Annotated in this window: 14 protein-coding genes and 4 tRNA genes; 10 read left to right on the forward strand and 8 right to left on the reverse strand. The window is 58.1% G+C overall.

Features of this window, described 5'->3' with window-relative positions; genetic code table 11:
* Positions 1-19 precede the first annotated feature (19 nt).
* Complete coding sequence (locus QK293_RS03640; protein WP_282375674.1) at positions 20-1984, forward strand: methyl-accepting chemotaxis protein; 1965 nt, start codon at positions 20-22, stop codon at positions 1982-1984.
* A 507-nt stretch (positions 1985-2491) separates the two neighbouring features.
* On the opposite strand, the gene QK293_RS03645 is transcribed toward QK293_RS03640, so the two are convergent.
* Entirely contained in the window at positions 2492-3250 is a 759-nt protein-coding gene (locus QK293_RS03645) for a hypothetical protein (RefSeq protein WP_282375675.1), read from the reverse strand.
* Between the two features lie 393 nt (positions 3251-3643).
* On the opposite strand from QK293_RS03645, the gene QK293_RS03650 reads away from it, so the two are divergent.
* The 4 genes from QK293_RS03650 (at position 3644) to QK293_RS03665 (ending at position 4056) form a co-directional block, all read left to right on the forward strand.
* A tRNA-Glu gene (locus QK293_RS03650) sits at positions 3644-3719 on the forward strand.
* Between the two features lie 2 nt (positions 3720-3721).
* A tRNA-Gly gene (locus QK293_RS03655) sits at positions 3722-3797 on the forward strand.
* A 105-nt stretch (positions 3798-3902) separates the two neighbouring features.
* Positions 3903-3978: transfer RNA gene (locus QK293_RS03660), tRNA-Glu, on the forward strand.
* Positions 3979-3980: 2 nt separating this feature from the next.
* Positions 3981-4056, forward strand: a tRNA-Gly gene (locus QK293_RS03665).
* A gap of 145 nt (positions 4057-4201) precedes the next feature.
* On the opposite strand, the gene QK293_RS03670 is transcribed toward QK293_RS03665, so the two are convergent.
* The 4 genes from QK293_RS03670 to QK293_RS03685 form a co-directional block, all read right to left on the reverse strand.
* A complete protein-coding gene (locus QK293_RS03670) occupies positions 4202-5941 on the reverse strand; it encodes a dipeptidase (RefSeq protein WP_282375676.1) in 1740 nt (579 codons plus the stop codon).
* A gap of 196 nt (positions 5942-6137) precedes the next feature.
* Positions 6138-6776 (reverse strand): LysE family translocator, encoded by a 639-nt coding sequence (locus tag QK293_RS03675; RefSeq protein ID WP_282375677.1) that lies wholly within the window; start codon positions 6774-6776, stop codon positions 6138-6140.
* 1 nt (position 6777) lies between these two features.
* Complete coding sequence (locus tag QK293_RS03680; RefSeq protein ID WP_282375678.1) at positions 6778-7548, reverse strand: 2OG-Fe(II) oxygenase; 771 nt, start codon at positions 7546-7548, stop codon at positions 6778-6780.
* A 91-nt stretch (positions 7549-7639) separates the two neighbouring features.
* Positions 7640-8266, reverse strand: coding sequence for an alanyl-tRNA editing protein (locus QK293_RS03685; RefSeq protein ID WP_282375679.1), 627 nt, complete (start codon positions 8264-8266; stop codon positions 7640-7642).
* A gap of 90 nt (positions 8267-8356) precedes the next feature.
* Here QK293_RS03685 and QK293_RS03690 point away from each other — a divergent pair, with 90 nt between their 5' ends.
* Complete coding sequence (locus QK293_RS03690) at positions 8357-9355, forward strand: LysR family transcriptional regulator (RefSeq protein ID WP_282375680.1); 999 nt, start codon at positions 8357-8359, stop codon at positions 9353-9355.
* Between the two features lie 63 nt (positions 9356-9418).
* Here QK293_RS03690 and QK293_RS03695 read toward each other — a convergent pair whose 3' ends face one another.
* Both QK293_RS03695 and QK293_RS03700 read right to left on the reverse strand, forming a co-directional pair.
* The gene (locus QK293_RS03695) at positions 9419-9826 is read right to left on the reverse strand and encodes a PA2817 family protein (protein ID WP_007905217.1); all 408 of its coding nucleotides are present in this window, start codon (positions 9824-9826) and stop codon (positions 9419-9421) included.
* 73 nt (positions 9827-9899) lie between these two features.
* Positions 9900-12347 (reverse strand): acyl-CoA dehydrogenase, encoded by a 2448-nt coding sequence (locus QK293_RS03700; RefSeq protein WP_282375682.1) that lies wholly within the window; start codon positions 12345-12347, stop codon positions 9900-9902.
* 249 nt (positions 12348-12596) lie between these two features.
* On the opposite strand from QK293_RS03700, the gene QK293_RS03705 reads away from it, so the two are divergent.
* The 4 genes from QK293_RS03705 (at position 12597) to QK293_RS03720 (ending at position 15765) form a co-directional block, all read left to right on the forward strand.
* Positions 12597-13256 (forward strand): transglutaminase family protein, encoded by a 660-nt coding sequence (locus tag QK293_RS03705; RefSeq protein ID WP_282375683.1) that lies wholly within the window; start codon positions 12597-12599, stop codon positions 13254-13256.
* A gap of 43 nt (positions 13257-13299) precedes the next feature.
* Complete coding sequence (locus QK293_RS03710; RefSeq protein WP_282375684.1) at positions 13300-13923, forward strand: glutathione S-transferase; 624 nt, start codon at positions 13300-13302, stop codon at positions 13921-13923.
* 133 nt (positions 13924-14056) lie between these two features.
* On the forward strand, positions 14057-14989 hold the full coding sequence (locus QK293_RS03715) for an ABC transporter ATP-binding protein (RefSeq protein ID WP_282375685.1): 933 nt from the start codon (positions 14057-14059) through the stop codon (positions 14987-14989).
* Positions 14986-15765 (forward strand): ABC transporter permease, encoded by a 780-nt coding sequence (locus QK293_RS03720; protein WP_282375686.1) that lies wholly within the window; start codon positions 14986-14988, stop codon positions 15763-15765. The genes QK293_RS03715 and QK293_RS03720 overlap by 4 nt, the downstream gene beginning before the upstream one ends.
* Before the next feature lie 98 nt (positions 15766-15863).
* On the opposite strand, the gene QK293_RS03725 is transcribed toward QK293_RS03720, so the two are convergent.
* A complete protein-coding gene (locus QK293_RS03725; RefSeq protein WP_282375687.1) occupies positions 15864-16382 on the reverse strand; it encodes a DUF2062 domain-containing protein in 519 nt (172 codons plus the stop codon).
* Positions 16383-16517 lie beyond the last annotated feature (135 nt).

Consider the following 16517-nt stretch of genomic DNA (forward strand, 5'->3'; position numbering starts at 1 on the left):
TGTCAGGGGACTAAGTGCAATGATTTCGGCCGTGCAAGGACGTTTTGCCAACCTCGGTATGGCTAAAAAACTGGGTGTCGGGTTTGTACTGGTGCTGCTGTTGACAGCCTTGGTGGCGGCCATCGGCGTATGGTCCCTGCAAACCATCAGCCAGCGCTTCGACGGGCTCAAGCAGATGTCGTCGCTCAACAGCGGTTTGCTCAAAGTGAGACTGCTCGAGCAGGAATACGCCTTGCACGGTAACCCCAAAACCGCCGATGCCTTGCGCGAGGGCGTTGACGGCCTGATCGCTCTGGCAACCCAACTGAAAGCGGCGTCTGCGGCCAACGTGCCGGTGATGAATGACGTCGAGCAGTCCTTGGGGGCTTACCGCAAGGCCTTTGACGAGTTCGTCTCGCTCAGTCAGGCCAAAGACCTGGCGCTGGAGATGGCCAGTTGGTCGGTGTCCAGCGTGGCCAATAACCTCGACGTGCTGCAGGCCGGGTTGGCCGATGACGGCGCTTATACCTTGAAAGAATCCGAAGGCAAGGACGGAGGGCAGTTCATCGAACAAGCCAATCAGGTCAGCCAGGTGTCGCGGTTGATGTTGCAAGCCATGAACGAAGCACGTGTGCGCCTGGACCTGAGCCGCAAGGGCGACGACAGCGCAGGGCAGGGCAAGATTGAGCAGGCCGATCAGGCCCTGAGCCAGGCCGGGCAACTGAAAACCACGGTCAAGGATGAGGGTTACCAAACTGTCCTCAATGAAGTGGTCGGGCACATTGGTGGATTCAGCGAAAAACTCGCCGAGTACACCGGCCTGTTGGCGCAGGAAAAGACTGTCTATCAACAACTGCATCAGCGCGCTGCGCAGGTGGTGGAACGGGTGGATCAGGCCTATGTCGCCGAAGATCAGTCGATGCAGACGGAGCTGAAAAAGAACTCGCTGCTGATCATCGGTTCCTCGGCGCTAGCGTTGCTGGTCGGGCTGATTGCGGCCTGGGTGATTACCCGTTTGATCGTGGCACCGCTGCGCAGTGTGATCCGTGTTGCTCAACAGATTGCCTCTGGCGATTTGAGTGCGACGGTCGAAGTGACCCGCCGTGACGAGATCGGGCAGTTGATGCAGGCCATGCAGCAGATGGGCGCTGGGCTGAGCAGTATTGTCAGCGGTTTGCAGGCGGGCATCGAACAGTTGGCCAGTTCAGCGCAGTCGCTGTCGGCGGTGACTGAGCAGACCAATCTTGAAGTCAGCAGTCAGAAGGAAGAAACCGAACAGGTCGCTACCGCGATGAATCAGATGACCGCCACCGTGCATGACGTTGCACGTAACGCGGAGGAGGCTGCCCAGGCGGCGCAAACGGCTGACGGTAAGGTTGAAAGTGGTCAGCAGGTGGTGCGCCAGAGCATGGCGCGGATCGAGCAGTTGGCGGATTCAGCCACCTCGGCCAGTTCGAGCATCGAAAGTTTGAGTGCGCAAATCCAGAACATCGGTACGGTGCTGAGCGTCATCAAGAGTGTGGCCGAGCAGACCAATCTGTTGGCCCTCAACGCCGCCATTGAAGCGGCTCGAGCCGGCGAGCAGGGCAGGGGCTTTGCGGTGGTGGCCGATGAAGTGCGGGCACTGGCCAAGCGCACTCAGCAATCGACCGAGGAGATCGAACGACTGGTGAGTGCCTTGCGCTCGGCGGCTCAGTCTTCTGTTCAGCAGATTCAGAACAGTGGGGAGTTGGTGAAGCTTGCGGTGAGTGATGCGTTGCAGACTGAGAGTGCGCTGGGGAGTATTGCGGCGGCAGTGTCATTGATTCAGCAGATGAACCAGCAGATTGCAGCGGCTGCCGAGGAGCAGAGTTCAGTGGCTGAGGAGATTAATCGCAGTGTCACGAGTATTCGGGCCAGTGCGGATCAGTCTTCGTTGGCGATGCAGGGGAATGCGGCTTCCAGTATTGAATTGGCGCAGTTGGGAGTTGAGTTGAAGGGGATGGTGGGGCACTTTCGGCTCTGATTTTTGATGAGTACATATCCGTTGCTGCGGTAACGGCCGCTGGCGGTTTCGCCCTTACGGCAACTCACTTTTTTTTCAAACGCCAAAAAAAAGTAAGCAAAAAAAGGCTCGCCCCGAGCGTCCGGCCCCTCGCTTAGGCTCGGCGTTCCTTCGCTCCGGCATTCATCTGGGGGCATCGCCTCCGGTTGGCTTCGCTTCAACCTCCTCTCGATGTGTTCGACTGCGTCGAACGGCGCTGCGCGCCTTCCCCCCAGATGAATACCTCCACTCAGCCTCCCGAAGGGGCGGGTGGATCAAGATCAAGAGCTGCAGGCGAGCTAACGCTCGGCCTGTTGAGTGGTGAGTGGTGAGTGGCGGGTGAACACGTCTCTGCTTTTGCTGTTGTAGGAGCGAGGCTTGCCCGCGAAGGCGGCCTGACAGCCGACCTATCTTCACTCGATGTACACGCCAAACTCAACGCAAAACAAAGCCACCTGTTTAGGTGGCTTTGTTTTCTGCTTTCACTGATCAGTCGTAGATCACTTTTTTCTTCCAGTCCGCATCGGCCTCGACGTCTTTGAGGCCTTCGGTCAGTTGGTTCACTTCGCCTTCTACCGGGGCGATGTTGTCCATGACTTGTGCGTTGGCGCGAGCCAGGAGTTTTTCCAGGTATTCCAGCTGTTCGGCGTAGACCTGGGGTTCCTGTTGTTTGCGCAGGTATTGCACGCCGCGTTCGAACGCCAGGCGGGCCTGGCCGGGCTGGTTCTGTTGCAGGGCGTGCTGGCCGAGGTTGTTGAAGAATTCGATGTGCAGCAGGACAAGGATGTGGCGAACTTCGCGGATCCAGCGTTTGGCTTCGTTGGTCGGCAAGAAGCCGTCATGTGCGGCGCGGGTGATTTGGCCGTGCAGGGCTTCGAGCAGGAAGCGTACGTCCTTGGCTTTGGCTTCGGTCTGGATCGGTGCCGGCGGGTTGTTGACCGGGATCGATTCGCCCTGAGCGACCAAGGCGTTCAATTCGCCAATCCGTGCCTTAAGGTTGGAACTGGTTTTTTCCAGATGGAGCAGGCGTTGGCAGACGTTCAGTTCCAGGCGGGTCAACAGCAGCTTGAGTGCCGGTGTCATCAACTGGCCGGGAAAGGTTTCAGTGATTTCGCCGCAACGACGCAGACGATCGTTGAGCTCAACCTTGGTGCGGGCCTTTTCCAGCTTATTGTTTTCCACCACATGGTTCATGTAGCCAATGGTGATCAATAGTGCGATCCCGGCTACGACTAGCAGGGTGATCATGAGTGGTGTCACCGGTAAGACCTCTTTATGGGGTTCGCGTGCGAGTGTAGTGGCTTGGCATTGGGACGCATAGCGCCGCTTGGCGAGTTGAATCGGCTACTGCACTGCCTGTATCGGCCGCGTTCCTGCTTATATAAGTAATAGCGTGCGAGGTGCACATTGCCATCATCGTTGGCGTGGGTGGACTATAACGCCTTGGCGGATGTCAGAATATAGGCGTCAAACGCCGGGCGGCGGAAAAGCCGGATTAGGGTCTTAAAGCAGGGCGAAGTCATTGATTTAAATAAATTTATATCTGGGGGTTGACGACCCCTCAATCCATCCATAGAATGCGCGCCACTTACAGCGTAAAGCACACAGCGAAACGCGGTAGGGAGTGAACGTTGTACGTGTGTCCCCTTCGTCTAGTGGCCTAGGACACCGCCCTTTCACGGCGGTAACAGGGGTTCGAGTCCCCTAGGGGACGCCAATGCGGGAATAGCTCAGTTGGTAGAGCACGACCTTGCCAAGGTCGGGGTCGCGAGTTCGAGTCTCGTTTCCCGCTCCAATTTTAAACAGCGTTGCTTTTGGGCAGGGCTGAGTGAAACCAGAACCAGCATCTTCGGATGCGGATTTGGGCACTGAAATACACACCATGTGTTTCAGTTAGCGTGTCCCCTTCGTCTAGTGGCCTAGGACACCGCCCTTTCACGGCGGTAACAGGGGTTCGAGTCCCCTAGGGGACGCCAATGCGGGAATAGCTCAGTTGGTAGAGCACGACCTTGCCAAGGTCGGGGTCGCGAGTTCGAGTCTCGTTTCCCGCTCCATATTTAACGAAAACGCCGCTCATTGAGCGGCGTTTTTGTTTGTGCGTCATCCATAAAAAAGGACCTTAAGGTCCTTTTTTTGTTTGTATTGGAATCAAGACGATCAACGCGTCGGACCCGCCTGAACAGCGGGTCCGAAGGAGAATCAGAGTTTCGGCAACTGCCCGATGCGCCCCATCATCTCGGTCACGATCTGCAGATCCAGCAGGAACTGGTCGACGGTCTTGAACTCGCTGTCGGTGTGGCCGGTGTACTTGACCTCGGGACGCGCCAAGCCGAATTGCACGCCATTGGGCAGTTCATGCACCGAGGTAGCGCCGGCGGAGGTGCCGAACTCTTGTTTCATACCGAGGTTTTCGCTGGCCACAGCCAGCAGCGCCTTGACCCATTCACCCTCAGGGTTGCGGTACATCGGCTCGGCGATCGAGTAGTCAAAGGTCGCGGCAACATGGGTTTTCTTGCTCCAGGCAGCAATCTTCTCGGCTATTTCCGCCTTGAGCGCTTCCGGCGATTTGCCTTTCGGCACCCGCAGGTTGACCGCGAGTTTGAAGGCTTTTTCATCCATCCCGACGTAGGTCAGGGACGTGGTCAGCGGGCCCATGAACGCATCGGAAAAACCGACGGCCAACTTGCCACCCTTGTAGTCCAGGCCCCAGTTGTCGGTGGCGTAGCGGGCCGCGTCCGTGATGTGGTTGTGCTTGAGCGCGACCTTGCCGTCCAGACCGTGGATGAAGTCCAGCATCCGAGCCACCGGGTTGACGCCTGATTCAGGTTCGGACGAGTGGGCGGAAACGCCGGTGACGGTCAGTTTGACGTCTTTGCCGTCGACCTTGGCGCTTACTTCGAAGTCGCCGCCATTGCGTTTGGCATAATCAGCGCCGGCCTTTTGCAGGCTGGCGGCCAGTTCGACGGGTTTGTCAGTCAGCAAGGTGACGACGGAAGCCGACGGAATCTGGTTGGTGGCCAGGCCGCCGGTCATCGAAATGATTTCCGCGCCCTTGCCCTCGGCTTTGCGTTTGGGGAAGTCCGCCATCACCGTGCCGTAGCCCTTCTCGGCAATCACCACCGGGTAGCCGCCATCCAGTGCCATGTTGTAGTTGGGGGTCGGGTTGTGTTCGAAGTAATAAGGAATGGCGTCGCCAGTGGTTTCTTCGGTGGTATCCACCAGCAGCTTGAAATTGCGCGCCAGCGGCAGCTTCTCTTCCTTGATCACCTTCATCGCGTACAGCGCCACGACGATGCCGTTCTTGTCATCTTCGGTGCCCCGGCCATACATGCGGTCGCCGATCAGGGTTATCTTGAATGGATCGAGTTTGGTGCCATCCTTCAGCACCCAGTTCTCCGGCGTCACCGGCACCACATCAGCGTGAGCATGGATGCCCACGACTTCATCGCTGCTGCCCTCAAGGGAGATTTCATAGACGCGATTGTCGATGTTGCGGAAGTTCAGGTTGAACGACTTCGCCAGGTCTTTGATCTTGTCGGCGATCTTGAGGAATTCCGGATTGTCGTGCTGAGCGACACCTTCCTTGCGAAAGGTTGGGATCTCTACCAGTTCGCGCAGCGATTCGAGGGCCTGCTTGCCGTACTTCACGCGCGTGTAGAGGCCCAGTAGGCGATGGATTTCGTTCTGCTGTTCAGCGGAAAGCGGCTTGTTGTCGAGGAAGGTACTGATGGCCGGGCCGAGATCGTCGGTTTTGGCGAGGTCGCTCTTGGCCAAGCCTCCCAGGAACTGTCTGAAATCGGTGACGGATGCATCACTGAAGGTTTTAAGGATGATCGTGCTCTGCTGCGGTGTGATGTTGGCGTGCGCTGTCAGGGTGAACGACGAAAAGCTGGCCAGTATCAGGGTTGACGCAGCCAGGTGCTTGAGTGAGAAATTCATTGCTGGGGGCATTCCTTTGCAGGCAGTTTGTGAGAAGTTTTTGATCGATGAGACAGAAACATTTCCAAGCTAACACCACGAGGGAGCGGTAGGGAGTCCCTGAAGTGGGATCTGTCGCACAGAAATGCAAAAGCGCCGCAGAAACGAAAAAGGCCCGCCAGTTTGATTGAGCGGGCCTTTTCCATTGGCGCAGGTGTTACATCGACAGAATCAAGCGTCCAGCGAACAAAATCAGAATCACCCCCATCGTCCGCTCGAACCAGTGCCCCATGCGCATGAACAGCAATCGTACCCGGGCGCTGGAAAAGAACAGCGCGACGATCACGAACCACAGCGCGTTCACAAAACACATCCACACTCCATACAGCGTCTGGATCTTCAGAGGTGTCGTGGCGCTGATGAGCGTGGTGAAAATCGCAAGGAAAAACAGCGTGGCCTTGGGGTTAGTAGCGTTGGTCAGGAAACCCGTGGTAAAGGCCTTCAGCAACGTTTGCTCGATAACCGGCTCGTCTGCGCCCTTGTCGCCCTCCAGTACGGTTTTGGGTTTGCTGCGCACCAGGCTGACGCCGAGGTACAGAATGTAGGCACCGCCCACCACCTTGGCTACCGTCAATAGCCAGGGCGTCGTGTGCATCAACGCGCCGACCCCGAGCAGGGTGTAAAGCACATGCACCGAAATGCCTGCGCCGATGCCCAGTGCCGTGCAAATCCCGACCAATCGACCGAAGCGCACGCTCTGACGGATGGTCACTGCGAAGTCTGGTCCGGGTGCGACCACGGCCAGAAAGTGGATAGTTGCCAGCGCCAGAAACTCGCCCAGGTAATTCGAAAGCATCTCAACTCCAGAAAGTAAGGGGTGAAGCATTGCCGCGATAGCCGACAAAGAACGAAAGGCTCAAGCGCGGATCGGCCACACCCGGTGTCACTGAGTGCATGCAGCGCGAATTGAACATGATGAAATCACCGGGTTCGGGAAGAATCTCCAGGGCCGGAGTGCCGAGCAGAGCCGGATCGATGCCGTAACTGTCGCCACGCATTTCGTCGAACTGATCCGGAGAAAGTCCGTGGTCCCACATCTGCAGTGCCCCCCCCTCGGTGGGCATGTTCAGGTAAACATTGCAGGCGAACTGCGCTTCCAGGCTTCTGGCCTGGTAACTGTCCGGCGCGTCCTTGGCGAAAATATCGTGGTGGGCCAGAAAACAGATCCCGGGTTTCACCACCCGAGACAACCCGACATACATCTTGCGACCGTAGAGGTTTTCCAGGTGCGCACCCGCCGGCCACGACTCATCGAGCATGCAGCGCAGGGTGTCGACAGGGGACGAATAAGGCGCACACCGGTTGCGCAGTTCCGCAATGTTGCGGGTAGCGCGTTCGAAATAATCTTCGATCAGCAGCGGCTGGTTTTCCGCTTCATAAAACGCCATGCCGATACGGCCGATGCTCGGCGCATTGACATAGCCTTCGAAGCCGGGGGCGAGGATCTTGTCGCCAATCTGAATCGCCAGCGGCTTGGGCAACAAGCCTTTGACGCGGATGGCGAGGACTTCTTCGTTGACCAGTTTTTTTATGCACGTCTCATCGAGACGCTCGACGTCAAGCATCATGTCTTAGGTCCATCTATCAGATAGTCAACAGAACCCGCGAACGCGGGCTCCCCCGGCTTAGGCGATGACGAAAGCGGCATCGCCCAAATGCTCAATCCACGCTGTAGTGGACTGACAGCGTGCCTTTCTTCTGCGAAAGGGACGCGATCGTGACCGTGCCCAAATCCTTCAGACTACGGACATGGGTGCCGCCGCAACCGTAGGCGGGCAGTTCACCGAAACCGATTTCCCGGGCGCCTTCGCGCAGTGACGTCAGACGCGGCAGGTCGTGGGCGATCCATTGCTCAATGCCGTACTGAAGGGTCTGGGCATCAACGTCCTGTGCTGAATCCGCCGGTTTGAACTGCACACGTCCTTCGCCCGGCCAGTGATGAGCCTTGATCGGCATCCAGCCCATGGCCTGGACGAAGTGGCCGATCAGATGGCCGGCAGAATGCATGTGGGTGTTTAACTGGCGGCGTTGTTCGTCGACCCGAATCTGGGTCATGCCGAGTTTTACCGGGTGGTCGACGAAATGGATGATCCGGTCCGGATCCTGAACCACGCGCAGCACCCGGCTTTCGCCGATCCAGCCGGTGTCAAAGGGCTGTCCTCCGCCTTGGGGGTGAAACAACGTGGCGCGAAGCACCACAGCAAATTCGTTCTCGTAGGGCGTGCAATCCAGGACTTCCACATTGGCCTTGAGGTCATCACTATGGAAAAAGAGGCGAAGCGTCATATTCCATGCCCTTATTAACAATTCTATTTTTATTATATGAAGCGTGGAATTGCGTGATAATCCGTTCAAACATCAAAGGACTGTTGCGTTGTGAGCATAAATCTTCCACTGCCGCTGCTCGGTGAAATGGCGACTTTCGTCAAGGTTGTCGAGACCGGCAGCTTCTCCGAGGCCGCTCGCCAGTTGGGTGCTTCACCCTCGGCGGTCAGTCGCAGCATTTCGCGTCTGGAGAAGGCGCTCGCCACTCGTTTGCTGCAACGAACCACGCGCAAGTTGCGCTTGAGCGACGGTGGCGAAGAGGTGTTCAAGCGTTGCCAGGAGATGGTCAGTGCAGCCAAGTCGGTGATGGAAATCAGCGGTCAGTTCACCCATGAAGCGCAAGGACTGGTGCGAGTCAGCGTGCCGAAGGCGGTGGGGCGGTTCGTGATTCATCCGCATATGCCGGAATTTTTGCGGCGTTATCCCAAAGTGGATGTGGAGTTGTTACTTGAAGACCGCCAGGTGGATTTGATCGACGACAACGTTGATCTGGCGATTCGTATTACTGATCGGCCACCCGCTGGACTGGTAGGGCGGCAATTGCTGACCATCGATCATTTACTCTGTGCAACCCCGCAATACCTGGCCGAACACGGCACACCGACTCATCCTCACGACTTGCTCAACCACAGCTGCATCTACCTGGGCGAAACCCCGAGCGATGCGCGCTGGAAATTCAAGAAGGGCACCAAGGCTGTAACCGTTGGTGTACGCGGACGTTATGCGGCCAATCACACCGGCGTGCGGTTAGGCGCGGTGTTGCAGCACATCGGGATTGGCAGCCTGCCGTACTTCACCGCGCGTTATGCGCTGGAGCAGGGGCTGATCGTGCAGGTGCTGCCGGACTGGACCTTTCTGGCGTCTTACCACGGCGGTGCCTGGTTGCTGCATTCGCCAACCCGCTATCTGCCACCGAAGTTACGGGTGCTGATCGACTATCTGGTGGAGTGCCTGGAAAAGGAACCGACCCTGAGCAAGCCAGGCAAGTTGAGTGATTCGGGCAAGGTCGCGGCGGAGTATGAGTTGCCGGAGAGTGATGGGTTGCTCTGAAGCGAAGGTCAAAAAAAGGCCCGCATGTTCAACCATGCGGGCCTTTTGCATTGTGACCGTGGATCAGTGCTTGCTGTCCTGGTTCGACATCGCCAGCAGCTGTTTTTCCTGGTTCCAGTCGAACGGTTCGTCGTTTTGTTCGGCTTCGAAGCGACGTTCTTCCAGCGCCTGGTATAAGTCGATTTCATCGTCGGGCATGTAATGCAGGCAGTCACCGGCGAAGTACCACAACAGGTCGCGCGGGACCAGGTGGGCAATTTGCGGATAGCGGGTGATCACCTGGCACAGAATGTCCTGGCCCAGGTATTGGCTTTCGATCGGGTCGACCGGCAGCAGCGCACGCAGTTCGTCGAAGCGCTCCAGGAACAAGGCATGGCTTTCTTCGGGAACCTGTTCGGCCTCACCCACGGCGACCAGGATGCTGCGCAAGTGGTCAAGCAAGACGAGATGGTCGGCAACGACATTGGACACGAGATAAGTCCTCAAGAGCAAAACGGGCGCAGGAGTATAAAGCTCCTGTGCCCTTTTTACATGACTTGCTGGATCAGCGGACCTTACCTTCCGCCAGCGCGAGCTCCTCTTTGTCGAAATCATCGACATCGATCACCTTGCGCCGCGCCGCTTCGGCGTCACGCAGGGTTTGCGCTTCCACTGGCTGCAACACGCCAGCCTCAAGCGCTGCATCGATGGCGTGTTCCCCGGCGACGGGTTTGACCTGACCGCTTTTGAGTGCGACATGAAGCTTTTTCTGCAGCGGTTGCGCGGAACTCAGCAGGTTGCACGCGTGTTGCAGGGCGCCGACCGGGTCCTCGCTCGATTGCGGACGGTAGCAACCGCCGAGCAACTCTTCCAGAGTTGGATCGCCTTTGGCGCGGCCGATCACCGCCGCCACTTCGGCGCCTAGTTTATCCGACGGCCCTTTGTGGCGGCGACCAAAGGGGAACACGATCACCCGCAGCAGGCAACCCAACACCTTGTTCGGGAAGTTGGTCAGCAGTTCATCCAGCGCACGCTCCGACTGACCAAGGCTTTCTTCCATGGCCCAGGTAAACAGCGGCGCCATGTGCTCCGGTGAATCGAGGTCGTGGTAACGCTTGAGCGCGGCAGAGGCGAGGTACATGTTGCTGAGCACATCCCCCAAGCGAGCTGATAGACGTTCGCGTCGTTTCAGTTCACCGCCCAGCAGCATCATGCTCAGGTCTGCGAGCATGGCGAACGCGGCAGCCTGCCGATTGAGGGCGCGGAAGTAACCCTGGCTGAGCCTGTTGCCCGGCATGTGTTCGAAATGGCCGAAACCCAGGTTCAGCACCAAGGTGCTGGCGGCGTTGCTCACGGCAAAACCGATGTGCTTGAGCAGCAGACCATCAAATTCGGTGAGGGCCTGATCCTTGTCCTCACGACCGGCGAGGGCCATTTCCTTGAGCACGAATGGATGGCTGCGAATCGCACCCTGACCGAAGATCATCAGGTTGCGCGAGAGAATGTTCGCGCCTTCCACGGTGATGAAAATCGGTGCGCCATTCCAGCTGCGACCGAGGTAGTTGTTCGGCCCCATGATGATTGCCTTGCCGCCATGAACATCCATGGCGTGACTGATGCACTCGCGGCCGCGTTCAGTGAGGTGATACTTGAGAATCGCCGACAGCACCGACGGTTTCTCGCCGAGGTCCACCGCGTTGGCGGTGAGCATCCGCGCGGCGTCCATCATCCAGGCGTTGCCGCCGATGCGCGCCATCGCTTCCTGAATCCCTTCAAATGCCGACAAAGGAACATTGAATTGCTCACGGACCTGAGCGTACTGGCCGGTCACCAGGCTGGTGAACTTGGCAGCACCGGTGCCGACCGCAGGCAGCGAAATCGAACGCCCTACAGACAGGCAGTTCATCAGCATCATCCAGCCTTTGCCGAGCATTTCCTGGCCGCCGATGAGGAACTCCAGCGGTACGAATACATCTTTGCCAGAGTTCGGGCCGTTCATGAATGACGCGCCCAACGGCAAGTGGCGGCGGCCGATTTCAACACCGGCGGTATCGGTCGGGATCAACGCCAGACTGATACCCAGGTCTTCCTCCTCACCCAGCAGGTGATCCGGGTCGTAGGCCTTGAAGGCCAGGCCGAGGAGGGTGGCGACCGGGCCCAGCGTGATGTAACGCTTTTCCCAGTTCAGGCGCAGGCCCAAGGTTTCCTTGCCTTCCCATTCACCTCTGCAGATCACCCCAGTGTCGGGCATGGCGCCGGCATCAGAGCCGGCCAGTGGACCGGTCAGTGCGAAGCACGGGATGTCGTCACCGCGCGCCAGTCGTGGCAGGTAATGGTTGCGTTGTTCGTCGGTGCCGTAATGCAGCAGCAATTCCGCGGGGCCGAGGGAGTTGGGGACCATCACGGTGGACGCGAGGTCGCCGCTGCGGGTCGCCAGTTTCATCGCCACCTGGGAGTGGGCATAGGCGGAGAAACCCTTGCCGCCGAACTCCTTGGGAATGATCAGGGCGAAGAAGCCGTTTTCCTTGATGAAGGTCCAAGCCTCGGGAGGCAGGTCCATGGTTTGACCGATCTGCCAGTCACTGACCATGGCGCAGAGTTCTTCGGTCGGGCCGTCGATAAAGGCCTGTTCCTCTTCGCTCAGCTGCGCTTTTGGATAGGACAGCAGTGTGTTCCAGTCCGGGCGACCGCTGAACAGTTCGCCGTCCCACCACACGGTGCCGGCATCGATCGCATCGCGTTCGGTTTCCGACATTGGCGGCAGGGTTTTCTGGAACCAGTTGAACAGCGGCGCACTGAAATATTTACGGCGCAGGTCGGGGAGCAACAAGGGCGCTGCGACAGCCGCGATCAACACCCAGAGAACCAGCAGCAACCCGCCTGGCGCGCGGCTGAAAGCGCCCATCGCCACCACGTAAACGGCAACGACGCACAGGGCGGGCAGTGGGGCGATACGACGGTGGGCTAAATACGCAATCCCGACAACCAGAACCAGTATCCACAACAGCAGCATATTTAATCCTCCGTGAAACCAGGGCAAAACCAACCTTCAGAGCTTAGACGGCATCCGCAAAACAGGGTGGTCAGAGCGATGTGATTGAATTCGTGGGAAACCTTCGATGAGTTTTGTAGGACCGGTTGGCACCGGGCCGTGCAAATCGTTCGTTGGGCGGGCGGCAAAGCGTCCATGTTTGGCCGAAACGTCGTTATCTCTGTGCTGAACCTGTCGCTAGACTCGTGGCTTCCCCAGGAGATTGTTCTCATGCACGAGTATCTGAGTTCCGGCCGCTTCATCGATAGTGACCACCCGTCAGTGGTGGAGTTCGCCGAAAAACATCGCGGCAGCCGTCGTGACCCGCTCGAGCAGGCGATCAATCTCTATTACGCCGTGCGCGAAGCCGTGCGTTACAACCCTTATACCTTCAGTCGCGACCCAGACACCTTGCGTGGCAGTTATGCGTTGGCAGCGGGGGAGAGTTATTGCGTACCCAAAGCCACACTGCTGGCAGGCGCAGCCCGGCATTGCGGGATTCCCGCGCGGATCGGTCTGGCGGATGTGCGCAATCATTTGTCGACGCCGCGGTTGCTCGAGCTGCTCAAGAGCGACGTGTTCGCCATGCACGGCTATACGGAGCTACATCTGAACGGTCGCTGGGTCAAAGCCACGCCGGCGTTCAACCAAAAACTCTGCGAACTGTTCAACATCGCACCACTGGAATTCGACGGAATCAACGACAGCGTATTCCATCCTTTCAATCGCGATGGCGAGCAGTTGATGGAGTACCTGGTCGACCACGGTCAGTTCACCGACGTGCCTGAAGCGTTCTTTTTCGAGCACCTGGAGAAGTGCTATCCGCATCTGTTCGGCGACACACTGCCAGCGTTGCTGGGTGACATGCAGAGCGATTTGAGTCGCGCCTGATCCGGCGTATGCTGCCTGCGCGTTCATCCATAAAGAGGCGGTCATGCTGAAGATCTGGGGTCGGAAAAACTCATCGAATGTCAGAAAACCTTTGTGGGCCGCCGAGGAACTGGGCCTGGCTTATGAAGCCATCGATGCGGGCGGCGCCTTTGGTGTAGTCGATACGCTGGAGTACCGCGCGATGAACCCCAATGGCCGCGTGCCGGCGATTGAAGACGATGGTTTCGTGCTGTGGGAATCGAACGCCATCGTGCGTTACCTGATGGCTCGCCACGCCAACGGCACAGCCTGGTATCCAGAGGATCTGCAGGCCCGCGCCATCGCCGATAAATGGATGGACTGGACCACTTCAAGTTTTGCCGGCCCGTTCCGTACGGTGTTCTGGGGCGTGTTGCGCACGCCGGCAGACCAGCAGGACTGGTCCGCCATCAAGGCTGCAATCAAGGAATGCGATGGCTTGCTGTCGATGGCCGACCAGGCGCTGGCGACCCAACCGTACCTGTCCGGCGATGAGATCGGCATGGGTGATATTCCTTTGGGCAGTTTCATTTATGCCTGGTTCGAGATGCCAATCGAGCGCGCGCCGCAGCCTCATCTGCAAGCCTGGTATGCACGCCTGAAACAGCGTCCGGCGTATCAAAAAGCGGTTATGACCGCGTTGACTTAATACTCACTATCGACACACTTGACTGTACTTGTGTGGCAGCGACAAGCACCATTGCGCTCACGCGCCGCGGTTGTATTCGTCGCCGCCCGCCCTTATTTGTCCCTTTCTTCCCTTCTTGGTGCGTAAATCCGATATGAGTTCCGCTCTGTCCATCCGGCAGCTAACCAAAACCTACGGCAACGGTTTCCAGGCCTTGAGTGGTATCGATCTGGACGTCGCCGAAGGTGACTTTTTCGCCTTGCTCGGCCCTAACGGCGCCGGCAAATCCACAACCATCGGCATTCTCTCGACCCTGGTGAACAAGACCAGCGGGACGGTGAATATCTTCGGTCACGACCTGGACAAGAATCCTGCGCAGCTCAAGCGCTCCATCGGCGTGGTGCCCCAGGAATTCAACTTCAACCAGTTCGAAAAGACCTTCGATATCGTCGTAACCCAGGCCGGTTACTACGGCATCCCGCCGAAAATCGCCAAGGAGCGCGCCGAGCAGTACCTGACCCAGCTCGGCCTGTGGGACAAGCGCGATACGCCGTCGCGTTCACTGTCCGGCGGCATGAAGCGTCGCCTGATGATCGCCCGTGCGCTGGTTCACGAACCGCGCCTGCTGATCCTCGACGAACCGACGGCGGGTGTGGACATCGAACTGCGTCGCTCGATGTGGACGTTCCTCACCGAGCTGAACAAGAAAGGCATCACCATCATCCTCACCACACACTACCTGGAAGAGGCTGAGCAGTTGTGCCGCAACATCGGCATCATCGACCACGGCACCATCGTCGAGAACACCAGCATGAAACAGTTGCTCGGCCAACTGCATGTGGAAACGTTCCTGCTAGACATCAAAAACACGCTGCAAACCGCGCCGCAGTTGCTCGGTTACCCGACCAAGCTGCTCGACAGCCACACCGTTGAAGTTCAGGTCGACAAGGCCATGGGCATCACCGCGCTGTTCACCCAATTGGCGCAGCAGAACATCGAAGTGTTGAGCCTGCGTAACAAAACCAATCGCCTCGAGGAGTTGTTCGTGTCCCTGGTGGAGAAAAATCTGTCGAAGGTGGCGGTATGAGTTCCGAGCTGCAACCCAACTTCGTTGCCCTCAATACCATCGTTTACCGAGAGGTCAAACGCTTTACCCGGATCTGGCCGCAGACGCTGCTGCCGCCGGCAATCACCATGGTTCTGTACTTCGTGATCTTCGGCAATCTGATTGGCCGGCAGATCGGTGACATGGGTGGTTTCACCTACATGGAGTACATCGTGCCGGGGCTGATCATGATGTCGGTGATCACCAACTCCTACGGCAACGTGGTCTCGAGTTTCTTCGGCAGCAAGTTCCAGCGTTCCATCGAAGAGTTGATGGTGTCGCCGGTATCGCCGCATACGATTCTGATCGGCTACACCCTGGGCGGCGTGCTGCGCGGCTTGATGGTCGGGGTCATCGTGACGCTGCTGTCACTGTTCTTCACCGATTTGCAGGTGCATCACCTGGGCGTGACCATTCTGGTCGTGGTGCTGACGGCGACGATTTTCTCGCTACTGGGCTTCATCAACGCGGTGTTTGCACGCAACTTCGATGACATCTCGATCATCCCGACGTTCGTACTGACACCACTGACGTACCTGGGCGGGGTGTTCTACTCGATTTCCTTGCTGCCGCCGTTCTGGCAGACCGTGTCCCTGGCCAACCCGGTGCTGCACATGGTCAACGCGTTCCGCTATGGCATTCTTGGCGTTTCGGACATCAGGATCAGCGTGGCGATCACCTTCATGCTGGTGGCGACCGTCGTGTTGTATATCGGCTGCGCACGGCTGTTGGTCAGCGGTCGCGGGATGCGGACATAAAGGGCGATTGAGTCGCCTGCTCCGGGCGGCGATCCAACGATGGCGCGAGCCCAGGCACCGCAATAAAAACGGCCTCCCCTGTGGAGGCCGTTTTGCGTTTACTGCATCCGGCTTTTCTTGCGCCGCCGCCACTGTCGCCCAACCCACCAACGCCAATACATCATGGTCAGGCAATACGCGAAGGCACCCAGCACCAGCCCCATCACCACTGAACCGAGCAAAAACGGCTGCCACAGAGTAGAGAGTTCGCCGCTGATCCATTCCCAGGTCAATTCGTCCGGCAGGCTGCGGGCGGGTACGTTCATCAGCCAGGCGCCGGTTTGGTAGGTGCAAAAGAACACCGCTGGCATGGTGATCGGGTTGGTCAGCCAGACCAGGCTGACGGCAATCGGCATGTTGCCGCGCACCACGATGGCGAGGATGGCGGCGACCAGCATCTGCAACGGAATCGGCAGGAATGCCGCGAACAGACCCACAGCCATGGCCCGTGCGACGGAATGGCGGTTGAGGTGCCAGAGGTTCGGGTCATGCAGCAGCGTGCCGAGAAAGCGTAAGGATTTGTGTTCCCTGATGCTGGTCGGGTCTGGCATGTAACGTTTGAATAAGCGCCGGGGCATAAGGCTTCTCGGTCGGTTAAGGCGGCAAGTATGTCTGGATTCTATGAACCGCCCATTCAGACTTTGTGACAATTAATAACGATGCCCCTGCGGTTAGCCGTCTATGCCTAGGAGGGGACTCTCAAGGACGGGCGT

The sequence above is a fragment of the Pseudomonas sp. AL03 genome (assembly GCF_029960815.1).
GTDB lineage: Bacteria > Pseudomonadota > Gammaproteobacteria > Pseudomonadales > Pseudomonadaceae > Aquipseudomonas.